The sequence below is a fragment of the Pseudomonas extremorientalis genome (assembly GCF_001870465.1).
In the GTDB taxonomy this organism is placed as follows: Bacteria; Pseudomonadota; Gammaproteobacteria; order Pseudomonadales; family Pseudomonadaceae; genus Aquipseudomonas; species Aquipseudomonas extremorientalis.
Genome location: NZ_MDGK01000003.1, coordinates 114,054 through 136,040, shown reverse-complemented (window position 1 = coordinate 136,040; position 21,987 = coordinate 114,054). Strand labels below are relative to the sequence as shown.

At 60.9% G+C, this 21,987-nt stretch carries 16 protein-coding genes and 1 pseudogene; 12 read left to right on the top strand and 5 right to left on the bottom strand.

What is annotated here, in order from left to right; translation table 11 throughout:
• Positions 1–2: 2 nt before the first annotated feature.
• Complete coding sequence (locus tag BFN10_RS00565) at positions 3–332, bottom strand: DUF6388 family protein (protein WP_071487977.1); 330 nt, start codon at positions 330–332, stop codon at positions 3–5.
• Positions 333–577: 245 nt separating this feature from the next.
• On the opposite strand from BFN10_RS00565, the gene BFN10_RS00560 reads away from it, so the two are divergent.
• On the top strand, positions 578–2,653 hold the full coding sequence (locus BFN10_RS00560; RefSeq protein WP_071487976.1) for an EAL domain-containing protein: 2,076 nt from the start codon (positions 578–580) through the stop codon (positions 2,651–2,653).
• Here BFN10_RS00560 and BFN10_RS00555 read toward each other — a convergent pair.
• The 3 genes and pseudogenes from BFN10_RS00555 to BFN10_RS00545 all read right to left on the bottom strand — a co-directional run bounded on the left by BFN10_RS00555 (position 2,650) and on the right by BFN10_RS00545 (position 5,925).
• Positions 2,650–3,483 carry a metal-dependent hydrolase gene (locus tag BFN10_RS00555; protein ID WP_071487975.1) on the bottom strand — a complete coding sequence of 278 codons (834 nt, stop codon included), beginning with the start codon at positions 3,481–3,483 and terminating at the stop codon, positions 2,650–2,652. The two genes, BFN10_RS00560 and BFN10_RS00555, sit on opposite strands and share 4 nt — an antisense overlap.
• Positions 3,484–3,498: 15 nt before the next feature.
• On the bottom strand, positions 3,499–4,389 hold the full coding sequence (locus BFN10_RS00550) for an SDR family NAD(P)-dependent oxidoreductase (RefSeq protein ID WP_071487974.1): 891 nt from the start codon (positions 4,387–4,389) through the stop codon (positions 3,499–3,501).
• Positions 4,386–5,925 (bottom strand): annotated as a pseudogene (locus tag BFN10_RS00545) (flavin-containing monooxygenase). The gene BFN10_RS00550 and the pseudogene BFN10_RS00545 overlap by 4 nt, the downstream one beginning before the upstream one ends.
• A 266-nt stretch (positions 5,926–6,191) precedes the next feature.
• Here BFN10_RS00545 and BFN10_RS00540 point away from each other — a divergent pair.
• The 11 genes from BFN10_RS00540 to BFN10_RS00495 all read left to right on the top strand — a co-directional run bounded on the left by BFN10_RS00540 (position 6,192) and on the right by BFN10_RS00495 (position 20,624).
• Positions 6,192–7,190 (top strand): alpha/beta fold hydrolase, encoded by a 999-nt coding sequence (locus BFN10_RS00540; protein WP_173668589.1) that lies wholly within the window; start codon positions 6,192–6,194, stop codon positions 7,188–7,190.
• A gap of 294 nt (positions 7,191–7,484) precedes the next feature.
• Positions 7,485–8,765 (top strand): alkane 1-monooxygenase, encoded by a 1,281-nt coding sequence (locus tag BFN10_RS00535; RefSeq protein ID WP_071487972.1) that lies wholly within the window; start codon positions 7,485–7,487, stop codon positions 8,763–8,765.
• A 133-nt stretch (positions 8,766–8,898) separates the two neighbouring features.
• Positions 8,899–9,393 carry an alkane oxidation protein activator PraA gene (gene praA / locus BFN10_RS00530; RefSeq protein ID WP_071487971.1) on the top strand — a complete coding sequence of 165 codons (495 nt, stop codon included), beginning with the start codon at positions 8,899–8,901 and terminating at the stop codon, positions 9,391–9,393.
• A 132-nt stretch (positions 9,394–9,525) separates the two neighbouring features.
• Positions 9,526–10,020, top strand: a complete 495-nt coding sequence (praB, locus tag BFN10_RS00525) for an alkane oxidation protein activator PraB (RefSeq protein ID WP_071487970.1) — start codon at positions 9,526–9,528, stop codon at positions 10,018–10,020.
• Positions 10,021–10,417: 397 nt separating this feature from the next.
• Positions 10,418–10,933 (top strand): alkane oxidation protein activator PraB, encoded by a 516-nt coding sequence (praB, locus tag BFN10_RS29840; protein ID WP_083351458.1) that lies wholly within the window; start codon positions 10,418–10,420, stop codon positions 10,931–10,933.
• A gap of 86 nt (positions 10,934–11,019) precedes the next feature.
• On the top strand, positions 11,020–12,477 hold the full coding sequence (locus BFN10_RS00520) for an outer membrane protein transport protein (protein ID WP_071487969.1): 1,458 nt from the start codon (positions 11,020–11,022) through the stop codon (positions 12,475–12,477).
• Between the two features lie 263 nt (positions 12,478–12,740).
• A complete protein-coding gene (locus tag BFN10_RS00515) occupies positions 12,741–15,266 on the top strand; it encodes an acyl-CoA dehydrogenase (RefSeq protein WP_071487968.1) in 2,526 nt (841 codons plus the stop codon).
• A gap of 90 nt (positions 15,267–15,356) precedes the next feature.
• The gene (locus BFN10_RS00510) at positions 15,357–16,700 is read left to right on the top strand and encodes a 3-oxoacyl-ACP reductase (protein ID WP_071487967.1); all 1,344 of its coding nucleotides are present in this window, start codon (positions 15,357–15,359) and stop codon (positions 16,698–16,700) included.
• A gap of 3 nt (positions 16,701–16,703) precedes the next feature.
• A complete protein-coding gene (locus BFN10_RS00505) occupies positions 16,704–17,594 on the top strand; it encodes a MaoC/PaaZ C-terminal domain-containing protein (RefSeq protein ID WP_071487966.1) in 891 nt (296 codons plus the stop codon).
• Positions 17,591–18,889 (top strand): acetyl-CoA C-acetyltransferase, encoded by a 1,299-nt coding sequence (locus tag BFN10_RS00500; RefSeq protein ID WP_071487965.1) that lies wholly within the window; start codon positions 17,591–17,593, stop codon positions 18,887–18,889. The genes BFN10_RS00505 and BFN10_RS00500 overlap by 4 nt, the downstream gene beginning before the upstream one ends.
• A gap of 31 nt (positions 18,890–18,920) precedes the next feature.
• Entirely contained in the window at positions 18,921–20,624 is a 1,704-nt protein-coding gene (locus BFN10_RS00495) for an AMP-binding protein (RefSeq protein WP_071487964.1), read from the top strand.
• Positions 20,625–20,693: 69 nt separating this feature from the next.
• Here the strand turns inward: BFN10_RS00495 and BFN10_RS00490 are convergent, their stop codons facing one another.
• Positions 20,694–21,809, bottom strand: coding sequence for a Gfo/Idh/MocA family protein (locus tag BFN10_RS00490; RefSeq protein ID WP_071487963.1), 1,116 nt, complete (start codon positions 21,807–21,809; stop codon positions 20,694–20,696).
• Positions 21,810–21,987: the final 178 nt, after the last annotated feature.

The window sequence follows — 21,987 nt, the reverse complement described above, 5'->3', positions numbered from 1 at the left end:
CGTTAGCCGGGCAGGTCGTGCAGTTGGCAGTACTCGACCCAGCTCAGGCCCGCCATCTGTGCCACCTCCTTGTGTACCTCACGGCGCTGGGCTTCAAAGGCCTCACAGGAATCGGCGGTCAGTTTGAGGGTCAGCTCCCAGGCAAACAGGCCCTGGCGTTCAGCTTGTGCTTCAAAGGCTTCATGCAAGCGTTCGGCGCGGTACTGGGCCAGGGTTTCGCCCCTGGCCTGGGCAGCCAGCGGATTCAGGGTATCCAGTTCGGCGGCGACATCGGGGTGTTCATCGAGGAATCTGTCCAGCGCGCGCTGGTGGTTATCACCGGGTTGTGACAAAGGCTTACTCCAAACACAGGTCAGGGGGAGGGCGGATAGGCGTCATTGAAGCAGATTGAGCGATTGGCCTGGATCATAAAACTCAACTGTTTGGAAAAAACAGGGCCTGGCCTGTTATCCGATTCGGAAATTCACCCAGATGAATGGCAAAAGGCTTTCGCTCATTGGGCCAGGACGTGTAGCGTTAGCCGGTGCTTCCAGCCCTGCCTTGCAGGGACAGTGGGCGATGGGCAGAGGGATGGGTCATGGCGCAAACGCTGTTCAAGCTTTTCTTCACCCAACGCCTGGCTGCGTTGGCCAGCACTGAATCGCTGCGGGCGATCCGCGAAGGGCTGTTGTGGATCCTGCCTTGCCTGCTGGTCTCGGCGGGCTTTCTGATTCTGTCGGAATGTGCTCGCGTCCTTGGCTTCCACCCGCAGGTGGTGGCGTTCCTCGCCGGCCTGCACAACCAGATCAGTTCCGTGATCCCGCTGCTGGTGGCCGCGTCCATCGGTTACATGCTGGCGATCCAGCATCGCCTGCCCCAATTGCCCGTGGCATTCCTGTGCCTGGCCCATGTGGTGGTGGCGACATTCATCCTGCGGGACTACCCCAGGGCCTCGGCCACCTTTGTGCTGTTTATCGCCATTGCCTCGCCGCTGTTGAACGTTCCCGCAATTGCCTGGCTGCACCGCTACCGCTGGACCCGTCTGGTCAACGAAGACCTGGTGGGGCACAACCTGCGGGGCACGATCAATATGGTGCTGCCAGGCGCTATCACTGCCCTGGCATTGGTGGTGGTGCTGTCCTTGTTGCTGCAGATTCCGTATGTGGCGCAGTTGCAAGGCCCCCAGGTGCTGGACGCGCTGGAGTCGCCCTACGGCAGCGGCCTGTTCGTGACCCTGATGAATTCGCTGCTGTGGTTTTTCGGCATCCACGGCGTGTACGCCATGCAACCGCTGTTCGATGTACTGGATCAGGTCGTGGTGCTGAACAGCATGGCCCTGGCGGCGGGCGAGCCGGTCAAATATGTGTTGAACAGTGGCCTGTTGGGCAGCTTTGCGTTTATCGGTGGCTCGGGCGGTGCATTGTGCCTGTTGCTGGCCATCCTGCTGTTCTCCAGGAGCCAGTCCATGCGCTTGTTGGCGGTGGCGAGCCTGCCGCTGTCACTGTTCAACGTCAGCGAGGTGCTGCTGTTCGGCTTGCCGATCATCCTCAACCCGCGTTTGTTCATACCGTTTCTGATCGTCCCGGCGTTGAATGCCATGCTGGCGTTGACGGTGGTGCAGATGGGCTGGGTGTCGCCGGCGGTGGTCAGCGTGCCGTTCACCGCGCCGGTGCTGCTCAATGCCTATCTGAGTACCCACGGCGACCTGGCGGCGGTGGCGCTGCAAGTGGCGCTGCTGGGCCTGGGCACCCTGGTGTACGCGCCGTATGTGCGGGCGATCCATCGCCAGGCCAGTGAAGGGGGCACGGTGTACCTCAAGTCCCTGGACATGACCTTCCGTGGCCTTGAAGAAAAGGGCCGTCTGCGCGAGCTGGACCCGGTACTCGCCTCCCACAAGACCCTGGCGCGCCAGGCCGTGGAACTGAGCCGCATCCAGCAGATCAGCGACTATGAGTTCTACCTTGAATTCCAGCCGCAGGTCTCGACCCGCACAGGCCTGTGCACCGGGTGTGAAGCGCTGATGCGGGCCCGCGACGCCCAGGGCACGGTGCATTCGCCGTGGGAATTCCTGCAATGGCTGGCCCAGGCGCGGTTGATGCCGGATGTGGATGTGTGGGTAGCATCCCAGGCGGTTCGCCAGTACCAGAAGTGGCAGAAACTCGGTTTTTCCCTGCCGATGACCATCAATATTTCCAGCGCGACCCTGACCGACGCCGCCTTCGGCGAACGCCTGGTGGAGATCCTGGCCCAGGCCCATGGGCACGTATCGGTCGAGATCACTGAGGATGCCCTGGTCAGTGATATCCAGGTCACGCGCCAGACTATCCAGAAGCTGCAGGCCATCGGTGCCAAGGTGTATATCGACGATTTCGGCACCGGCTTTTCGGCCCTGAGTTACCTGCACCAGTTCCCGGTGGACTTCATCAAGATCGACCGCAGCTTCGTGGTGGCCCAGCACGACCCCAAGGGCGCCCAGGTGATGACCGGCATGCTGCGCTTCTGTGAGGCGCTGAACCTGGGCGTGGTGGTGGAAGGAGTGGAGACTGCCGAGCAGTTGGCCTTCCTGAATACCGGCGCCGAATTGATTATCCAGGGCTGGTATTTCAGCAAGGCACTGCCGGGCGATCAGTTGGAAGGGTTCGTACGCGAACGCGCCGCCTTGGCGCAGGCTTAATACCCGCGCTGGGTCTGCTCTATCTCCTCGACCAGGCCATCGATCCCGGCCAGGCGCGCGCGATTGTCGTGGTCCCAGGGGTGAAAGCCGGGTTTGAAGTAGTGCAGCCACGGCACCAGCATTCGTGGGAAAACACCCTTCGGCCCATACAGAAACTTCAACATGCGCCAGAAACCCTTGAGGTGCCCACCCGACTTGCGGTCGGCAATCAGCAGGCGCAGGTGAAAGTCGAACACCACCAGCCAGAAGAACACCGTGGTGGTCAGCATGGTGCCGGTGCGCAGCAGATAGCGCTTGGGGCCGGGCTTGATCACGCGGTTCCATACATCGAACGCCACGGCCTTGTGTTCGGTTTCTTCCAGGGCGTGCCAATACCACATCTGCTGATAGCCCTTGAGCGAATTGCCGAAGCGCGACGGGTCGCTCAACAGGATTTCGGCCAGCATCGCCGTGTAGTGTTCAAGGGCAATGGTCACCGCCAGGTTGAAGGACGCAGGCAGGTGTTTTTTCTGCCAGTCGAGGATGAACTTCAAGCGCCGGTCCAGCGTATGTGCCGGCAACCCGGCGGCTTGCAGCAAGTCGTTGTAGGCCACGTGTTCGCGGCTGTGCATGGCCTCCTGGCCGATGAACCCCTGGATCTCTTTTTTAAGCGCAGGCTCGTCGATGTCCTGGCGATAGTGGCGCACGCTGTCCATGAAAAACAGCTCGCCCTGGGGAAACAGCAGCGACAGGGCATTGAAGAAATGGGTGATGAACGGGCCCTGTTCATGCCAGTCCTTGATGCGCTCGGCGGGCAGGGCGAAATGGATGTCACGGCGGATCGGCAACATAGTGCGTGCTCCTGTTCAGAGGTGGGGCTCGTCGTTGGTTTCAAATACCGGCGTGCGCGGCTTGGGCGCCATGCGCTTGCTGGCGAACACCACCAGGGCTTGATAGGCCGAGGGCAGGCAACGGGCGAGCAGGTCGAGGAAATACGCGTCGCGGCCGATCAGCACGCGGCGCTTGTTTTTGCGCACGCCGTGCAGGATCACCTTGGCGGCCTGGTCGGCGTCGGTGATGAACAGCTTCTCGAAATCGGCGCGGGCCTGCTGTTCGCTGTGGATCAGGAAGCCCGTCATGTTCGCGTCGATACGGCTGCTGCGGCAGATATCGGTGCGGATGCCACCGGGGTGCACGCAGGTGGCCGACACGCCGCAGCGTTGCAGGTCCAGTTCCTGGCGCAGGGATTCGGTGAAACCGCGCACCGCAAACTTGGTGGCGTTATAGCCGCTCATGCCGGGCTGGGCGAACAGACCGAATACGCTGGACGTATTGATCACATGGCCTTCGCCCGAGGCTTTCAGGTATGGCAGAAATGCTTTGGTGCCATGCACCACGCCCCAGAAGTTGATACCGACGATCCATTCCAGGTCGGCATAGTCCACGCCTTCAACCGTGCTCGACAGAGCCACCCCGGCATTGTTGAATACCAGGTTGACCTGGCCGTGATCGGCCACGCAGCGTGCGGCCCACTCCTCCATGGCCTGGCGATCGGACACATCCAGTACCTGGGTGGTGACCGACACGGGGGCCAGGGTCGAGGTCTTGATCAGCGCCAGGGTCTGCTCCAGCCCCTGGCTGTTTTTATCTGCCAGCGCCAGGTGGCAACCTTCACGGGCCAGGGCCAATGCCAGGGCGCGGCCCATGCCGGATGCGGCGCCGGTAATTGCCGCTACGCGGCCATTGAATGACTTCATGACAGGCTGCCTTCCGGGGTGGAGTGGGGGGGCCGGCACGGGGCGGCTGGGCAGGTTGACCGGCAACTGGTCGACCACGTAATCCTTGAGCGCAAACTGGCGGGTGACCTGCTTGAAGCGCCAGGTCGAGCCGGGCCACAAGGTGGTGTTCCTGCCGGTGCGCGGGTCGAGGTACCAGCTCTGGCAACCACCGGTGTTCCAGATGGTGCGCTTGAGCTTGGCTTGCAACTGTTGGTTGTAGGCGCTTTCCACGGCCGCCTTGACGTCCACCGTGGCGATGCGGTGCCGCTGCATGTGCTGGAGGGCATCCATGATGTAAGTCACCTGGGCTTCGATCATCAGGATCATCGAGTTATGCCCCAAGCCAGTGTTGGGCCCGACGATCAGGAACAGGTTGGGATAACCAGGCACCGTGGTGCCCTTGTAGGCATGGGCGCCGTCTTGCCAGGTGTCCATCAGGTCCACACCGCCGCGCCCGATGATGCAGTCGCGGGGCAGGGGATCGCTGGCCTGGAAACCGGTGCCGAAGATCAGGCAATCGGCGGGGTGCTTGATGCCGTCGGCGGTGATCACGCCGTCGGCTTCGATGCGCAGCACGCGATCGGTGACCACCTCGACATTGCTGCGCGACAAGGCGGGGTAGTAGTCGTTGGAAATCAACACGCGTTTGCAGCCGATGGTGTAGTCCGGGGTCAGGGTCTTGCGCAGGGATGGGCGGGCTACTTGTTTGTGCAGGTGACGCAGGGCGATTTTCTGCACCATTTTCATCAGCCTTGGGTGCAGGGCAAAGCCCACCACGCGGCCTTCCAGCGCCCAGTAGAAAGCCCCGCGCACCAAGCGCTGAGTGAAGGGCAGGTGCTTGAACAGCCAGCGCTCGACAGGCGTAATCGCCCGGTCGGGCTTGGGCATGATCCACGGTGGCGTGCGCTGGAACAGGTCCAGGTGGGCCACTTGCGGCGCGATCTGCGGTACGAACTGAATGGCACTGGCGCCGGTGCCGATCACCGCGACGCGTTTGCCTTTCAAGGAGTATTCATGGTCCCACTGCTGGGAGTGGAAGCGCTTGCCCTTGAAATGATCGAGCCCCGGAATATCCGGTAACGCCGGACGCGACAGGCCGCCCATGCCCGACACCAGCACCCGCGCACTGACCTGGCGGCCACCGCTGAAACTCAATTGCCAGCGTTGCAGGTGCTCGTCGAACACCGCCCGCTCCAGGCCCATGCCGAAGCGCAGATAGGGCGCCAATCCAAAGCGCGTGGCGCATTGCTCCAGGTACGCACGGATCTCCGCCTGCGGCGCGAACTGCCGCGTCCAGGCCGGGTTGGGCGCAAAGGAAAACGAATACACATGGGACTGCACATCACAGGCGCAGCCCGGGTAATGATTGTCCCGCCAGGTGCCGCCGAGGGTGTCGGCCTGTTCGGCGATAAAGAAGTCGGTGAACCCGGCCTCCTTGAGCTTGATCGCCATGCACAGGCCGGCAAAGCCGGAACCGATGATGGCGATGTCGATTGAATCACTCTGGGCATTCATAAGCAGTCCCTCGTGGGCATCGGATGTGCTCCTTTCTTGTTTTGTCTTTTAGATAGAACACCATTGCAAAGAAAAATTGAATTACTTATTTTAAAAAAGATTTTAAATAATCTACCTGAAAATATCGCCTACGCTAGTCCCAGGTTCCTCATGTGCCATTTGTCCGACGGACAGGCACGCCGTTCGGGTCCAGGGTGTGGACGATGGCCGAGGCCTTGATCAATTCCGGTCAGGTCGCCGGCAGCAGGGATGCAGAGGACCGAGCTATGGCTGTTGAATGGGTTATCGCTGCGGCTGTGTTGGTAGGCGCGAGCGCCGTGTTGTGGGGATTCAGTACGTGGATGACGCGGCGTATCGAAGCCGCCGTTCCGATCAACGGACGCTTTCTGGAGGTAAACGGCGAGCGCTTTCATTATTACGAGGAAGGCAAGGGACCGCCGCTGGTGATGATTCACGGCCTGATGGGCAGCAGTCGCAACCTGACCTATGCCTTGTCCGGTCAGTTGCGCGAGCACTTTCGCGTGATCAGCCTCGACCGACCGGGGTCGGGCTATTCCACGCGCCATAAACGCACTGCTGCAGACTTGCCGGCCCAGGCGCGTCAGGTGGCGGCTTTTATCAATACGTTGGGCCTGGATAAACCGCTGGTGCTGGGGCATTCCCTCGGTGGGGCGATTTCACTGGCGCTGGCCCTCGACCATCCCCATGCGGTGTCGGGACTGATACTGGTGGCGCCCCTGACGCACCCTCAACCGACCTTGCCACTGGTGTTCTGGTCACTGGCCGTGCGGCCTGCCTGGCTCAGGCGCTGGGTGTCGCGCACCCTGACGGTTCCCATGGGCCTGTTGACAAGACGCTCGGTGGTCAAGGGCGTGTTCGCACCGGACAGTGCCCCGGAGGACTTCGCTACCCGTGGCGGCGGCCTGTTGGGCATGCGTCCTGACAACTTCTATGCGGCCTCCAGCGAGATCGCCCTGGTCAACGACCACCTGCCGGACATGGTCAAGCGCTACCCGCAGCTGACGCTGCCCATCAGCCTGATCTACGGCGCACGGGACAAGGTGCTGGACTTTCGCAAACACGGCCAGGCCCTGGCCGACAAGGTGCCCGGCCTGAAGCTGCAAGTGGTGGAGGGGCGCGGGCATATGCTGCCGATCACCGCCACCGAACGGGTGGCGGAAGCGGTGCAGCAGTTGGCCAAGCGTGCGCGGCCAGCACAAACCGCCGCGATCCTGCACCCGCCGTTTGCCTTGGCGAACAAATAATCGTGGCCCTCGTTGCGGGTTGGACCGTCCGAAATGCTTGCCCTAGAGACCTGACCAAACAGCTGAAAAAGAGACTGCCCGGTCACGTAAAAAAGGCTTCGAAAAAGTAGTTGACGACCTAACGATTCCGCGCTATTTCTTTAAAAAAATATTTCAATGTTTATTTTGAAATGATTTTTGAAATGCCTAAGAGCGAATAAAAATGAAAAAAACGTCTTTTATCGCATGGTTGATTTCCTGGAGCACTCAGCGCTCCCTGAACCTGTTTCCTGCCCCCATGACACGGAGGCTGCCATGAATCAGACCCTGGCAGCCCCAAGCATCTGGACCGACGGCAAGCGTCACCTGTGGTGGCTGGGCATCCTGCCCCTGGCCACTCCGTTGCTCTCCGGCGCACTGGCCATCAGCACCGGTACCCAGCAACTCTGGTGGGTCGGTGTACTGGTCATCTTCGGCCTGATCCCATTGATCGATGGCTTGCTCGGTGAAGACGTGAGCAACCCGCCCGAATCCGCTGTCGGCCACCTCGAATCCCAACGCTACTATCGCTGGATCGTCTACACCGGCGTTGTGTTTGTCATCTCCTCGGTGGTGATCACCGGCTGGCTCGCCGCGGGCGGAATCGACTGGATCATCCAGGGTGGCCTGTTGCAGGCTGCCGCGAACCTGGAGCCGTCCAGCTGGCTGTCCCACGCCGCCAGTTACATCACCGCACGTACTCAACTGCATGGCGAACCGAGCTGGTTCACCTACCTGGGCATGGCCATGTCGACCGGCGCCGCCACTGGCATCGCGATCAACACGGCCCATGAACTGGGGCACAAGCCCAACCCACTGGAAGTGTTCCTGGCCAAGGTCACCCTGGCACCGACCTTCTACGGGCACTTCTACACCGAGCACAACCGTGGCCATCACGTGCGTGTCGCGACGCCGGAAGATCCGGCCAGCTCGCGGTTGGGCGAGAGCTTCTGGGCCTTCCTGCCACGCTCGGTGTGGTTCAGCGCCCGCTCGGCGTGGAACCTGGAGCGCGAACGCCTGCGCAAGCTTGGTCTGCCGGCATGGCACTGGCAGAACGGCGTACTCAGCGCCTGGATGTACAGCGTGGTGTTGTGGGGCGCGATGATCGCCTGGTTGGGCGCGACGGTGATTCCGTTCCTGATCATCCAGGGTATCTACGGCTTCTCGCTGCTGGAAGTAGTGAACTATGTAGAGCACTACGGCCTCAAGCGCCAGAAGTTGCCCAATGGTCGTTATGAACGTTGCTCGCCACGGCATTCATGGAACAGTAACCGTATTGTCACCAATATCTTTCTGTTCCAACTTCAACGGCACTCTGATCACCATGCCAACCCGACCCGTAGTTATCAATCGTTGCGCCACTTTGATGAGTCACCTCAACTCCCTTATGGCTACGCGAGCATGATTGTCTGGGCCTATGTACCGTACTTGTGGCGGCGGCGCATGGATCATCGCGTACTCAATCATTACGCCGGGGATATCACCCTGACCAACCTTCAGCCCTCACAGCGGTTGAAGTACCTGGAGAAGTACAGTAACAGCGCCAAACCGTTCTAAGTTCAAGTAACCGGTTGTTGGCGTACTCGGGACCTGCGTGCCGCGCAGGCTGCTTTTGCCCAAGGTTTACAAAATGAGTTGCAATACAGTGGTTTGACCCGAACAAAAATAATTAAAGGGAAGGACGTACACCATGCAATCACCTGCCAAGTTCACCACCCACATCGTATTGGCCGCGCTGGGCCTGATTGCCTATCACCAGGCCCAGGCTGCGCGCATCGAGCCGGCGGGCAGCGCCTTTACCGCCCAAGGCCCCATCAGCTTCTCCAAAGGTGCGCTGATCAGCGCCGACTGCACTATCAAGGTGGCCGGCAAAGTCGCGGCCGATGGCTCATCGGTGAATGTCGACAAAGTGGAATTCGACGGCGGCCTCAAGTGCAGCCGCGTGGAAGCCATCAACTTGCCGTGGGTGTTAGTCGCCAAAGACACCAAGAGTGGTTCCATGTCGAAGATCAGCGTGGACGTGCATGCATTCGGTCTGGGCGGAAAGTGCGGACCTTCGACGGCTGATGGCACTTGGGATAACGCCACCGGCAAGTTGGAAGCCGCCAATGTACCCATTGGCGAAGACTGCAAGATCAAGACGGTGTCGATCAAGATGCCGCCGAACTTCAAAGTTGTTGAATAACCGTCGGATGTTACAGCGGTAATTGAATTGAGATTTGGCTGGAAAGGGAAGTTCTGCAGATTCACCGTGACCTCTCGTTCATGGCCATTACCCCCGGCGAAATGACTTCGCCATAACATGTGAGGAAAAACAATGAAAAGCTTGAAAACCCTCGTATCGTTGTCTGCTTTGGCTGTTTGCATGGGTGCTGCTTCGATGGCGAACGCGTACAGCATCAGTCCTGTAAACACGAGCTTCACCGCGCCAGGCACCATCTCGGTGAAGTCGCCTTCGTCCTTCCAGGCCACCGTTAACTGTGGTGCCACGTTTACCGGGAATGTCGATGCGACAGGCGTGGCCAAGATCACTGGCGTCGCGGTCACCGGTGGCGGCCTGTGCGCGCTGCCGAAGATCACCGGTTTGCCTTGGACCCTGACTGCCACGGGCCCTGCCGCCGGTTCGGTGACAAACGTCGGCTATACCATCGCCAGCTCGATTCTGTACCCAGCCTCCAATTGCGGCCCTTCGACTATTACCGTGGGCTACAGCGGTGGTGTGCTGACCGCTGCCAACCAGACCCTGAGTGGCAGTTGCACCGTGGTGAGCCTGAGCGTGACCCCATCGCCGACGTTGACCATTGTTCCTTGATGGTTGTTTGAGAACAAAGGGCTGATCACCCCTTAAGAAGACAAGCGTCTCTGTTGAGGCGCTTGTTGAGGGGCGCCAGGTGTTCCCTTGAACGTGGAGTGTCCATTTATACCGAGTGAACGCTGTCATTAGTTCAGAGAGGAATACGTCAAGTGCAAAAGACGACTGTGATCGCACGTGTTTGTTTGCTTGATTTAGTTCTGCGGCAGTGCCGATGGCCGACTATTAACGTGAGTATTGGCAATGGCCCCGGTGGTCTTGATGTTTCAGCAACCCATCAAGTGCCGGCTGGCGGCGGTACGGTGGTATAGATGAGTGTCGAAGTTTCCAACGCTATTTTTATTCCTTGAATAACAGTTCACGCTCATATCAACCGTCACACAGGGAAGAAAAGGTAATGAAGAGTTTGATAGCACTCGTAAAGGCAGGCTCGATAGTGTTGTGTCTTGGCCTGGGAGCGGTTGCCAATGCGGCGTCTTTCAGTCCACCCGGCGCGATTTTAACGACCAGTTCGGGCGGGACTATAACCATTAAATCCGCGTCGACATTTGGAGCTGCGGTCAACTGCAGCTTCGCATTTACAGGCGTGGTGGAGCCAGAGGGTGCAGGGCTGAGAATCAACACCGTGTCACTTTCCGGAGGGGCGATCTGTGCCCTGTATCAGCCCACTGATTTACCCTGGCGGTTGACGCCTACCAGCATCGCCACTGGTCAAATCACCGGCATGGCCTTGACCTACGCGACGACCTCTCCCGCGTGGCCTGCGACTCATTGTGCTCCATCCACCGTCTCTGTCTCGCTGGCTAATACACCTGGCGGCTTGAGTGTGGGCGCGAGCAACCAGGCACTTACAGGTGGCTGCACCATTGTCAGCCTAGGCGCCGTGGCCCCAGGTATTACCGTGCTTCCCTGAGCGGGATGCACAGCAAATCAGGAAAACCAAGTAGCAACACGAGTCGGCTGGGGCCGACTCAGTGAGATAACAATAAGGAGTGCCGTATGAATAATAAAAAACAACAGGTACAGGTTCTGCTGGGCTTGGCATTAATGGGAGGGGTGATGGCTGCCGCGCCTGTGCACGCCGGCGGTTTCTCTACGCCTACTTATGGGGCACCTGGTTGGGGTCGGGCATTTGCTGGCGGTTCGTTGTTCAAGAACGATCCGAGTTCTGCGTACAACAACCCGGCAGCCATGGCTTTCGTAGAACATAACGTTGCGCAGTTTACGGTCGATTACGCGCGCATCAAGATCAAATACAAGGGGAGCGCCAATGATTACAAAGGCGACCCTATTTCCAATATTCCAATTGGGGACAACGGTTTTCCCGATATATCGGCGGCTGCGGTGAACAACAACGATGGGGGACAAGGCGGGTTTACGGCGTGGTTGCCGACAGGGTTCATGGTAATGCCACTTGGCGACCGCTTCGCTTTCGGTTTGAGCCAGGTGGTGCCCCAAGGCATGCGTTCGACATGGAATGAGGACTCCAAATTCCGTGATTTTGCCGTGGATACAAAGATCGAAACCGTTGGGTTGACAGGCTCTCTTTCATTCAAGGTCAATGATCAGTTTTCCATTGGTGGCGGTTTGATTGTTCAGCACAGCAAAGGTTTTGTGAGCCAGAACATCGATTTGTTTTCCGCGGCTTCCCTTTCCAACAGCCCTGAGCTGAGTGGTGTCCAATTTCCCTCAGGCGTGGGGGGCGCGCTGATGCGGGTCAAGGTCGACAATATTTCGACAGGCTGGTTTACCGGTGTGACCTGGAAACCGACTGATCAAGACACCTTGGGCCTTAACTATCATGCCAAGATCAAGAACAAGATGACGGGCAAGTACAATATTCGGGCGGACGCTTATAACAATGCCTTGATGACCCAACCCAGCCCGATAGGTGGCAACGGAACATTGGTTGAAGTGGCTTACCCAGGCCTAAAACTGTTCCCCGATGGTGCCCATGCCAGTACCCAGCTCGATATTCCGGCCACGGCTGGCTTTGACTGGGTGCACCAATTCAACGACCGCTTCACCTTGGGCGCGAGTGTGGTGTGGACGCAATGGTCATCGTTCAAGGATCTCACGCTGAAGTCTGGCGATATCAATATCGTCTCTATTCCTTACAACTACAAAGATACGTGGATGTATTCGGTCGGTGGCGACTTCCGCGCTACCGATGAGTTGACCCTGCGTGCCGGTGTCGCTATTGACCAGACGCCAACGCGTAATTCGACCCGCGATCCACGGATTCCGGACGGCGACCGCACCTTCCTCTCACTCGGAGCCGGGTACGATGTGAAAGCGATCAAGGGCTTGAGTTTTGACGTGGCCTACTCCCACCAGTTCGTACAGGAGGTCAAGCTGAAGACCAAGAACGTCGATCGCCTGGGGGGCGCCAGCCTTGACGGTAAAGCAGAATCGTCGGGCGATGTGGTCAGTCTCTCGGCAACCTACGCGTTCTGACGTTAAGAGGATGATGGAGAAGGGCATCAAGCGCATCTTGCTGCCCTTATCTGTGAGCGTCCTCCTATTCAGAGGTGATGAGCTCTTCACTATCACTTGAGCAGGCTGACGGGTTCAGCCGCTATTTTTTCGCCAATGAATTAAATAAAAATTTCAAAATAAAATTTGAATTTGCTTTTTCGAGTTTGTAGTGTGGCTTTACGCCGCCGCTCATTTCGAGCTGCATAGTGTTTGCCACGCCCTGATCGAGTAGAGGTATCCCCATGGTTATCTGGTTATTGGTGGGTGTCGCAGCTGCGATTGCCCTGGCGTATCGACAAGCTGCTGCCATTCACTGGCTGGGCGCTGGCCTGATCTGGCTGGCAGCCGGTTATCTGTTCAACGTGGTCGCCGGTTTCGGCATGACCGTCGCGGCGCTCCTGGTGCTTCTGCCTGCAGTGCTGATGACCATCAAACCCCTGCGCCGCACCTTGCTCACCAGCAAGGCTCTGGCGCTGTTTCGTACAATCATGCCCGCCATGTCCGATACCGAACGCGCGGCCATCGAGTCTGGCACCGTGTGGTGGGACGCCGAGCTGTTCAGCGGCAAGCCTGACTGGCAGCGCCTGTTGCAAGCCGCGCCCGCCAGCCTGAGCGCCGAAGAGCAGGCCTTCCTCGACAATGAAGTGGAAACCCTGTGCGACATCGCCAACGATTGGGAAACCACCCAGGTCTGGCAGGACATGTCCCCCGAGGGCTGGCAATACACCAAGGACGCCGGGTTCCTCGGCATGATCATTCCCAAGCAGTACGGCGGCAAAGGCTTTTCCCACTATGCGCACTCGCAGGTGGTGATGAAGCTGTCGACGCGCTGCTCGGCTGCGGCGATTTCGGTGATGGTGCCCAATTCCCTCGGCCCGGCCGAACTGCTGCTGCACTACGGCACCGACGCCCAGCGCAATTACTACCTGCCGCGTCTGGCACGGGGTGAAGACATCCCGTGCTTTGCCCTGACCAGCCCGTATGCCGGCTCCGATGCCGGGGCGATTCCCGATCTGGGCATCGTCTGCAAAGGGATGCATGAAGGCGAGGAAGTGCTGGGCTTCCGGGTGACCTGGGACAAGCGCTATATCACCCTTGGTCCGATCGCCACGGTACTCGGCCTGGCGTTTCGCGCAGAAGACCCGGACGGGCTGTTGGGGGCGCCGGGTTCGCTGGGCATCACCTGCGCGTTGATTCCTACGTCTCACCCAGGCGTCAACAGCGGTCGCCGCCATTGGCCACTCAACGCCGTGTTCCAGAACGGTCCTACCACCGGCAAGGATGTGTTCATCCCGCTGGAATGGGTGATCGGCGGGCGCGAACAAGTCGGCAACGGCTGGCGCATGCTGATGGAATGCCTGGCCGCCGGGCGCGCGATTTCCCTGCCATCGGCCAACGTCGGCCTGGGCAAGGTCGCGGTGCGCGGCACGACCGCGTATGCGGCGATGCGTAAACAGTTCGGCCTGCCCATCGGCAAGTTCGAGGGGGTACAGGCGCCCTTGGCGCGCATGGCCGGGCACCTGTATGCCTGTGATGCGGTGCGTAAGGTGTCGGTAGCATCCCTGGATGCCGGTGAAAAACCTTCGGTGATCTCGGCCATTGCCAAGTACCACGTTACCGAACGGGCGCGGATCATCGTCAATGACGGCATGGACATCGTCGCCGGCAAAGGCATCTGCATGGGCCCGAATAACTTCCTGGCCCGCGCCTATCAGCAAAGCCCCATCGCCATTACGGTGGAAGGCGCGAACATCATGACGCGCTGCCTGATCATCTTTGGCCAGGGCCTGATCCGTTGCCATCCCTATGTGTTCCGCGAGATGGAAGCGGCGCGCAATCCTGATCGGCGCAAGGCGCTGGAGGCATTCGACAGTGCCATGTTCGGCCATGTGAGCTTTGTATTGGCCAACACCGTGCGTGCTGTGGTGCATTCCCTGACAGGTGGTCGGCTGATTTCTGCCCCGGCCAAGACCGACCCGGCGCTGGCGTCCTACTACCGCCAGGCCAATCGCCTGTCGGTGGTGCTGGCATTGGTCTCGGACATTTCCATGGGCGTGCTGGGCGGTGCCCTCAAGCGCAAGGAAAGTATCACCGGGCGCCTGGGGGATATTCTGTCGCAGCTGTACATCCTGTCCTGCGTGCTCAAGCGCTTCGAGGATGACGGCCGGCCCCAGGCGGATTTGCCGCTGGTGCACTGGGCGGCCCAGGACGCCTTGCTGCGCGCCCATGAAGCACTGGCCGAAGTGCTCGACAATTACCCGTCGAAAGCCGCCGCCTCCGTGCTGAAGGCCTTGACGTTCCCCTTCGGTATCCCGCTGCGCAAACCGTCGGACCGCCTGCTGGCCCAGGTGGCCGATGTGGTGCAGACGCCGGGGGAAACCCGCGACCGCCTGCTGGCCAATTCCTACATCCCGCGTCCGGAAATTGACAAGCTGGCCTATGGCGAAATGGGCTTTCGCCTGTTGCCGCAAGTGGAGCTGATCGAGGCCCGGCTCAAATCCGCCGTCAAGCAGGGCCTGATCGAGCCGATGCCGATCTCCGCCACGGCGTTCACGACCTGGCGCGTCAAGGCGCGGGCACTGGACCTGATCAGCGACGACGAAGACACCTTGCTCGGGCGTTATGTGGAATACGCCGACCACGGCATTCAGGTGGACGACTTCCCGCAGGACTTCGGCTTGCTGGAGGCGTTGCAACAGCGCAAGCAAGCGCTGGAGCCGACGACGAAACGTCGCGCCAGCCAAAGCGAAAACGCCTCGGTCAATTAGGAAAAAAACCAATCAATGTGGGAGGGGGCAATCCCCCTCCCACACAGACCGGGTTTACACGGCATGTATGTGTGGTGAGTGAATCTATCTATGAGTGACAGCTACCTCTCGTTCGTCAATTCCCCCTGGGGCCGTCGCCTGGCCCAGGCCGTGGGTTTACCGCAACCGCTGCCGCTGCAACGCCATCGCAGCGGCCAGCACGGCCTGGTCAACCCGGTGATCGTCGCTGGGGCAGGGCGCCTGACCACTGAAGTGCAGCGTGTGTTCGCGGCCACCGACACGGTCATGGCCACCCCGGCCACGCCCAAGGCACCGTCCACGGTCAAGGTGCAGGGCGCAGTGTTTGACGCCAGCGCCGTGGCCAGTCTGCAGCAGCTGGACGAGCTGTATGAATTCTTCCACGCCAACGCCAAACGCATCGGCCACCATGGCCGTGTGGTGGTGCTCGGTACTGCGCCGGAACATTGCCAGGACTTGCCCCAGGCCATCGCCCAACGCGCCCTCGAGGGACTGGTGCGTTCGCTGGCCAAGGAGCTGCGCCGGGCGATCACCGTGCAGTTGATCTACGTGGCGCCTGGTGCCGCAGGCGCGCTGGACAGCAGCCTGCGTTTCTTCCTGTCGCGCCGCTCGGCCTATGTGTCCGGGCAAGTGGTGCGCCTGGAACAACCGGTAGATGGCCAGGTCACGGTCAACTGGGACAAACCCTTCGCCGGCCGCCGCGCCCTGGTCACCGGCGCTTCCCGTGGCATCGGCCTGGCGATTGCCCAGGTGTTAGCCCGGGAGGGCGCGCATGTGGTGTGCGTGGACGTGCCCCAGGCGCAAGACGCATTGCAGCAAGCCGCCACCAGCGTTGGCGGTTCCGCGTTGCCGCTGGACATCACTGCCCCGGACGCTGCCGCCTTGTTGCAGGCCCACACCAGCCAATACGGCGGGTTTGATGTGGTGGTGCACAACGCCGGGATCACCCGTGACAAAACCATCGCCAAAATGCCCGAGGCGGCGTGGCGCAGCGTATTGGCCGTCAACCTCGACGCACCGTTGCAACTCAGCCAGGCGTTGCTGGACAACCAGGGGCTCAATCCCGGTGGGCGCATCGTGTGCGTGTCGTCGATCTCCGGCATCGCCGGCAACCTCGGCCAGAGCAATTACGCCACCTCCAAGGCCGGTGTGATTGGCCTGGTGCAAGGCCTTGCACCCCATGCAGCGGCGCAGCAGGTCACGGTGAATGCGGTGGCGCCCGGGTTCATCGAGACCCAGATGACCGCAAAAATCCCGCTGATGATCCGCGAAGCGGGGCGGCGCATGAACTCGATGTCCCAGGGCGGTCAGCCGATTGATGTGGCCGAGACCATCGCCTGGCTGGCACACCCGGCTTCCGGCGGGGTCAATGGCCAGGTTGTACGCGTGTGCGGGCAAAGCCTGCTGGGGGCCTGAGCCATGGACTATGCGACGCAGATTATCGACCCGCCGCCATCGCGCACCCGCTTGCTGCTGGATGGCGTGCGCGCCTTGCGCAAACCCAAACTCGACGGCGCACCGGTGCTGCCCAGGGAGCGCCTGGTGCGCGCGGCGGCAGAGTTGTCCGGCGCCGGCATTGAGGCCTATGGCCGCGCCTGCGGTTTTCGCCGCCAGCAGGGTGTGCCGTTGTCCTATCCCCATGTGCTGGCGTTCCCGCTGCACCTGATGCTGCTCACGCGCCCAAGCTTCCCGTACCCGGCCAGCGGCATGGTGCACCTGGCCAATCGCATTCGCCAGCACCAGCGCCTGCACCCGGGCCAGGCGTTGCGCCTGGAGGTGTATGCCGAGCGTTGGGTTGCCCATCCCAAAGGCCAGGCGCTGAGCATCGCCACCCGAGCCTACGGCGCCGACACCCTGGTCTGGGAGAGCGACAGCCTGTACCTGCGCCGGGACGTCAAGGACCCGGTCGGCCAGCCATGGGACGACGTGTTGCCGTTGCAGGAGGAGGGGCTGTTGCGCACCCAACGCTGGGTGTTGCCCGCCGACCTGGGCCGGCGTTTTGCCAGGGTGTCGGGGGATTTCAACCCGATTCACACCTCGCTGATCGGCGCGAAACTCTTCGGTTTCCGCCGTGCCATCGCCCATGGCATGTGGACCCTGGGCCGGGCGCTCGCCGCCCAGCAACCACCCGGCGGGCTGGACCAGGCCGAGGCCCATTGCGACTTCAAGCTGCCGATCTTCCTGCCCGGCCAGGTAGCGCTGTGGAATCGCCCCGTGACCGGCCCGCGCCGTGAATTCGAAGTGCGCAACTTCGCCGGCGACAAGCCCCATATGCGTGGCCTATTCATTTGGAATGAGAGCGTTCGATGAGTGACTACAGCTTCAACCCGCCGCCGACCCGCCGCGTGGCGATTATCGGCGGTAACCGCATCCCGTTTGCCCGCTCCAACACGGTGTACGCCCACGACAGCAACCAGGACCTGCTGGTGGCCGCCTTGCAGGGCCTGGTCGACCGTTACAACCTGCACGGCCAGCGCCTCGGGGAGTTTGCCGCCGGGGCGGTGATCAAGCACTCGCGCGATTTCAACCTGGCACGTGAGTCGTTGCTCTCTACCACCTTGTCCCCGGACACGCCGGCCTACGACGTGCAGCAAGCCTGCGGCACCGGCCTGGAAGCGGCCTTGCTGGTGGCGAACAAGATCGCCTTGGGCCAGATCGAGGTGGGCATTGCCGGCGGTTCCGATACCACCTCCGACGCACCGATCGGCATCAACGAATCCCTGCGCCACACCTTGCTCGCTGCCAACCGCGCCAAGGGCATGGGCGCCAAGTTGAAGACGTTGCTCAAGGTTCGGCCGTCGATGTTCTTCAAACCATTGCTGCCGCGCAATGGCGAGCCACGCACCGGCTTGTCCATGGGCGAGCACTGCGAAGCAATGGCCAAGCGCTGGCAGATCAAGCGACTGGCTCAGGATGAGTTGACCCTCACCAGCCATCAGCGCCTGGAAGCGGCCTACAAGCGCGGCTTCTTCGACGATCTGATCAGCCCCCATCGCGGGCTGGCGAAGGACAACAACCTGCGCGCCGACGCCAGCCTGGAGAAACTCGCCGGCCTGGCCCCGGCCTACGACCGCCAGGACGGCACGCTCACGGCGGGCAATTCCACGCCGCTGACCGATGGCGCTTCGGTGGTGTTGTTGGCCAGCGAGGCGTGGGCCGCCGAACACGGCTGGCCGGTGCTGGCCTACCTGCGTACCGGCGAAACCGCCGCGGTGAACTTCGTCGACGGCACCGAAGGCCTTTTGATGGCCCCGGCCTACGCAGTGCCGCGCATGCTCCAGCGTGAAGGTTTGAGCTTCAACGACTTTGATTTCTTCGAGATCCACGAAGCCTTTGCCGCCCAGGTGCTGTGCACGCTCAAGGCCTGGGAAGACGCCGATTATTGCCGCGAGCGCCTAGGCCTGGAGGCACCGCTGGGGGCCATTGACCGCGCAAAAATGAACGTCAACGGTGGCTCACTCGGTTGCGGCCACCCGTTCGCGGCCACCGGTGGCCGCCAACTGGCGGCGCTGGCCAAGCTCATTCATGAGAACGGTGGTGGGCGCGGCCTGATTTCCATCTGCGCGGCGGGCGGGCTGGGCATTACCGCCATCGTCGAAAAGTAGCTCTATCAAAAACAACAACAAGGAGACTGCCATGAACGCTGTAAGCCTGGAACACACCGAACGGGTCTGGTTGAACGCTTACCTGCCTGGCGTCCCGGCGGATATCGATGCCGGTATCGAGGACTATCCGTCGTTGCGCGAGGTGTTCCTGGAGCACCTGGATAAGTTTCGCGAGCGGGTCGCGTACGTCAGCATCGGCACCGAAATGACCTATGCCGACTGGCAGGTGCAAGGCTACGCTTTTGCGGCCTGGCTGCAGGGGCAGGGGGTCAAACAGGGCGACCGCGTGGCGCTGATGATGCCCAACTGCTTGCAGTACCCGATCTGCCTGTTGGGCACGATCCTGGCCGGTGCGGTAGTGGTCAATGTCAACCCGTTGTACACCGCCCATGAGCTCAAGCATCTGCTCAAGGACAGCGGCGCAGAAACCGTGGTGATTTTCGAGAACTTCGCCCACACCCTGGAAAAAGTCATCACCGGCAGCAGCGTCAAGCGCGTGGTGATCGCGGCCATCGGTGACCTGCTCGGCACCTTCAAGGGCGCAGCGATGAACTTCATCCTGCGCCGTGTGCAAAAACAGGTGCCGGCGTTCAACCTGCGCGGTTCGGTACGCTTCAACCAAGTGCTGAAACAGGGGCGGGCACTCAACCATTTTCCAGTGGGGATGCATCTGGACGACCTGGCGTTTCTGCAATACACCGGCGGCACCACCGGCGACGCCAAGGGCGTGATGCTCAGCCACCGCAATATCATCGCCAACCTGCTGCAGGCCAAGGCGTGGGTGGGGGACCAACTGGACCAGGACAAGCAGGAAACCAACGTCACCTTGCTGCCGCTGTACCACATCTTTTCCCTGACGGTGAATTGCCTGATGTTCATGTGCCTGGGCGGGCGCAATATCCTGATCGCCAACCCACGGGATGTGAAACGGGTGCAGATGATCCTGCGCAAGGAGCGTTTCAACGGCATTGCCGGGGTCAACACATTGTTCAACGGCTTGTTGGAGAACAAGGAGTTCTGTGCGCGGGACTTTTCCGACCTGCGCATGGTGATCGCCGGCGGCATGGCCACCCACACGGCGGTGGCCAAGCGCTGGAAAGAAGTCACCGGGCTGCCGATCATCGAAGGCTACGGCCTGACCGAGTGTTCGCCGGTGGTGAGTATCAGCCCGATCAACATTGCGCGCATGCGTGAGATGGAGTTCACCGGCAGCATCGGCGTGCCCTTGCCATCGACCTGGGTGCGCTTCATGCGCGAAGACGGCGAACTGGCCGACATCGGCGAGCAGGGCGAACTGCAAGTGCGCGGGCCGCAGGTGATGCAGGGCTACTGGAAACGCCCGGAGGCGACCGCCGAGGTGCTGGACGCCGACGGGTGGCTGTCGACCGGCGATATCGGTGTAATGGACGAGCGCGGCTATATCCGCCTGGTGGACCGCAAGAAGGACATGATCCTGGTCTCGGGCTTCAACGTGTACCCCAATGAAATCGAGGATGTGGTGGCGCTGCATCCAGGCGTGGGCGAAGTGGCGGCGATTGGGGTGGAAGATGGCGTGACGGGGGAGAGGGTGAAGATCATCGTGGTGCGCAAGGACCCGAACCTCACGCAGGAGCAGATTCTGGCGCATTGCCGGGAGTACCTGACAGGGTACAAGGTGCCCAAGTTCGTGGAGTTCCGTAGCACCGAACTGCCCAAGACCACCGTCGGCAAAGTATTGCGCCGGGCCTTGCGCTGACCTCGAATTGTCTATGATCCGAATGTGGGAGGGGGCAAGCCCCCTTCCACAATGGACCTGTGCTGTGTTTCAGACGGCGTTCACGGTTACCCAGCGCTCTTCACGGGCCGCTACGCGAATCGCCGTTGCCAGCCGCTCAACCTCCCACGCTGCTTCAAAGTCCGTGCCATCCGCACCTTGGCCTGCCAGCGCCAGAATCAACTCCTGCACCTCCAGCGTCTTCAGCTCGTTGTACCCCAGTTGATGCCCCGCCGCCGGGCTGAACGCCGCATAACCCGGCAGGGCAGGGCCGGCGAGCAAACGCTGGAACCCCTCCTGACCCACGCGGCACACCTGCAATTCATTCAAGCGTTCCTGATCGAACGCCAGGGTGCCTTGCGTCCCGCTGATCTCGAAGCTCAGGTGGTTCTTGTAGCCGTGCTTGAGCCAACTGCTGCTGACGGTGCCTCGGGCGCCATTGGCGAAGCGCAGCAGGGCATGCACCTGGTCATCCACGGCGATGGATTTCAGCTCGGCGCTGCCTTTGACGGCAGGGCGCTGGCCGTGGACGGTCTGGGTGTCGGCGCACACGCTCAGCACATCCCCCACCAGATAACGGGCCATCGACAACAAATGACTGCCCAGGTCCGCCAGGGCGCCACCGGCATGTTCGACTTCGCACCGCCATGACCACGGGGAGGCCGGGTTGGCCATGAAGTCCTCGCTGAACTCGCCCTGGAAGCTGATGATTTCGCCAAGCTCGCCGCTGGCAATCATCTGCCGCGCCAGTGTGATCATCGGATTGTGCTGGTAGTTGTAGCCGACCCGCGTCACCACCCCGGCGGCACTGGCGGCGCGGCGCATCGCGTCGGCCTGTTCCAGGCTCACGGCCAGGGGTTTTTCGCAGTACACCGCCTTGCCTGCGGCTATCGCGGCCATGGCCATGGGGTAGTGCAAATGGTTGGGCGTGGTGATAGCCACCACATCGACGCACGGATCATTGATCAGCGCCTGCCAGTCGCCATGGGCCTGGGCAAACCCCCAGGCGGTGGCACAGCGCCGGGCGCGTTCGCTGTCGGCATCGGCCAGGGCGGCCAGCTTGAGGTGTACCGGCAGTTCGAATACCGCACGGGCGTTATTGAATGCCAATGCATGGGCGCGGCCCATGAAGCCTGTGCCGATCAAGCCGATTCCGAGTTCACGCATCGCCGTGGTCCTTTGGATTATTGTTTTCAGGAAGGCTATTAATGGAATAAAAATTCCTTAAATTCAATAGATGGAATAAAAATTCATTTGTGCGCTGACAATCACCCCGGCGAATGCAGCTACATTCACCATGGGGCCAAATGCCTGCAGTTAACAAAAGATAACGTAGCGCCGATTG

Bases quoted from the DNA above. Each gene is read 5' to 3' on its own strand.
- BFN10_RS00515 (WP_071487968.1), top strand. From the start codon at position 12,741: ATGGTTATCTGGTTATTGGTGGGTGTCGCAGCTGCGATTGCCCTGGCG.
- BFN10_RS00505 (WP_071487966.1), top strand. From the start codon at position 16,704: ATGGACTATGCGACGCAGATTATCGACCCGCCGCCATCGCGCACCCGC.
- BFN10_RS00510 (WP_071487967.1), top strand. From the start codon at position 15,357: ATGAGTGACAGCTACCTCTCGTTCGTCAATTCCCCCTGGGGCCGTCGC.
- BFN10_RS00555 (WP_071487975.1), bottom strand. From the start codon at position 3,483: ATGTTGCCGATCCGCCGTGACATCCATTTCGCCCTGCCCGCCGAGCGC.
- praB (WP_083351458.1), top strand. From the start codon at position 10,418: ATGAAGAGTTTGATAGCACTCGTAAAGGCAGGCTCGATAGTGTTGTGT.
- BFN10_RS00490 (WP_071487963.1), bottom strand. From the start codon at position 21,809: ATGCGTGAACTCGGAATCGGCTTGATCGGCACAGGCTTCATGGGCCGC.
- praA (WP_071487971.1), top strand. From the start codon at position 8,899: ATGCAATCACCTGCCAAGTTCACCACCCACATCGTATTGGCCGCGCTG.
- BFN10_RS00535 (WP_071487972.1), top strand. From the start codon at position 7,485: ATGAATCAGACCCTGGCAGCCCCAAGCATCTGGACCGACGGCAAGCGT.
- BFN10_RS00550 (WP_071487974.1), bottom strand. From the start codon at position 4,389: ATGAAGTCATTCAATGGCCGCGTAGCGGCAATTACCGGCGCCGCATCC.
- BFN10_RS00500 (WP_071487965.1), top strand. From the start codon at position 17,591: ATGAGTGACTACAGCTTCAACCCGCCGCCGACCCGCCGCGTGGCGATT.
- BFN10_RS00495 (WP_071487964.1), top strand. From the start codon at position 18,921: ATGAACGCTGTAAGCCTGGAACACACCGAACGGGTCTGGTTGAACGCT.
- BFN10_RS00560 (WP_071487976.1), top strand. From the start codon at position 578: ATGGCGCAAACGCTGTTCAAGCTTTTCTTCACCCAACGCCTGGCTGCG.
- BFN10_RS00540 (WP_173668589.1), top strand. From the start codon at position 6,192: ATGGCTGTTGAATGGGTTATCGCTGCGGCTGTGTTGGTAGGCGCGAGC.
- praB (WP_071487970.1), top strand. From the start codon at position 9,526: ATGAAAAGCTTGAAAACCCTCGTATCGTTGTCTGCTTTGGCTGTTTGC.
- BFN10_RS00520 (WP_071487969.1), top strand. From the start codon at position 11,020: ATGAATAATAAAAAACAACAGGTACAGGTTCTGCTGGGCTTGGCATTA.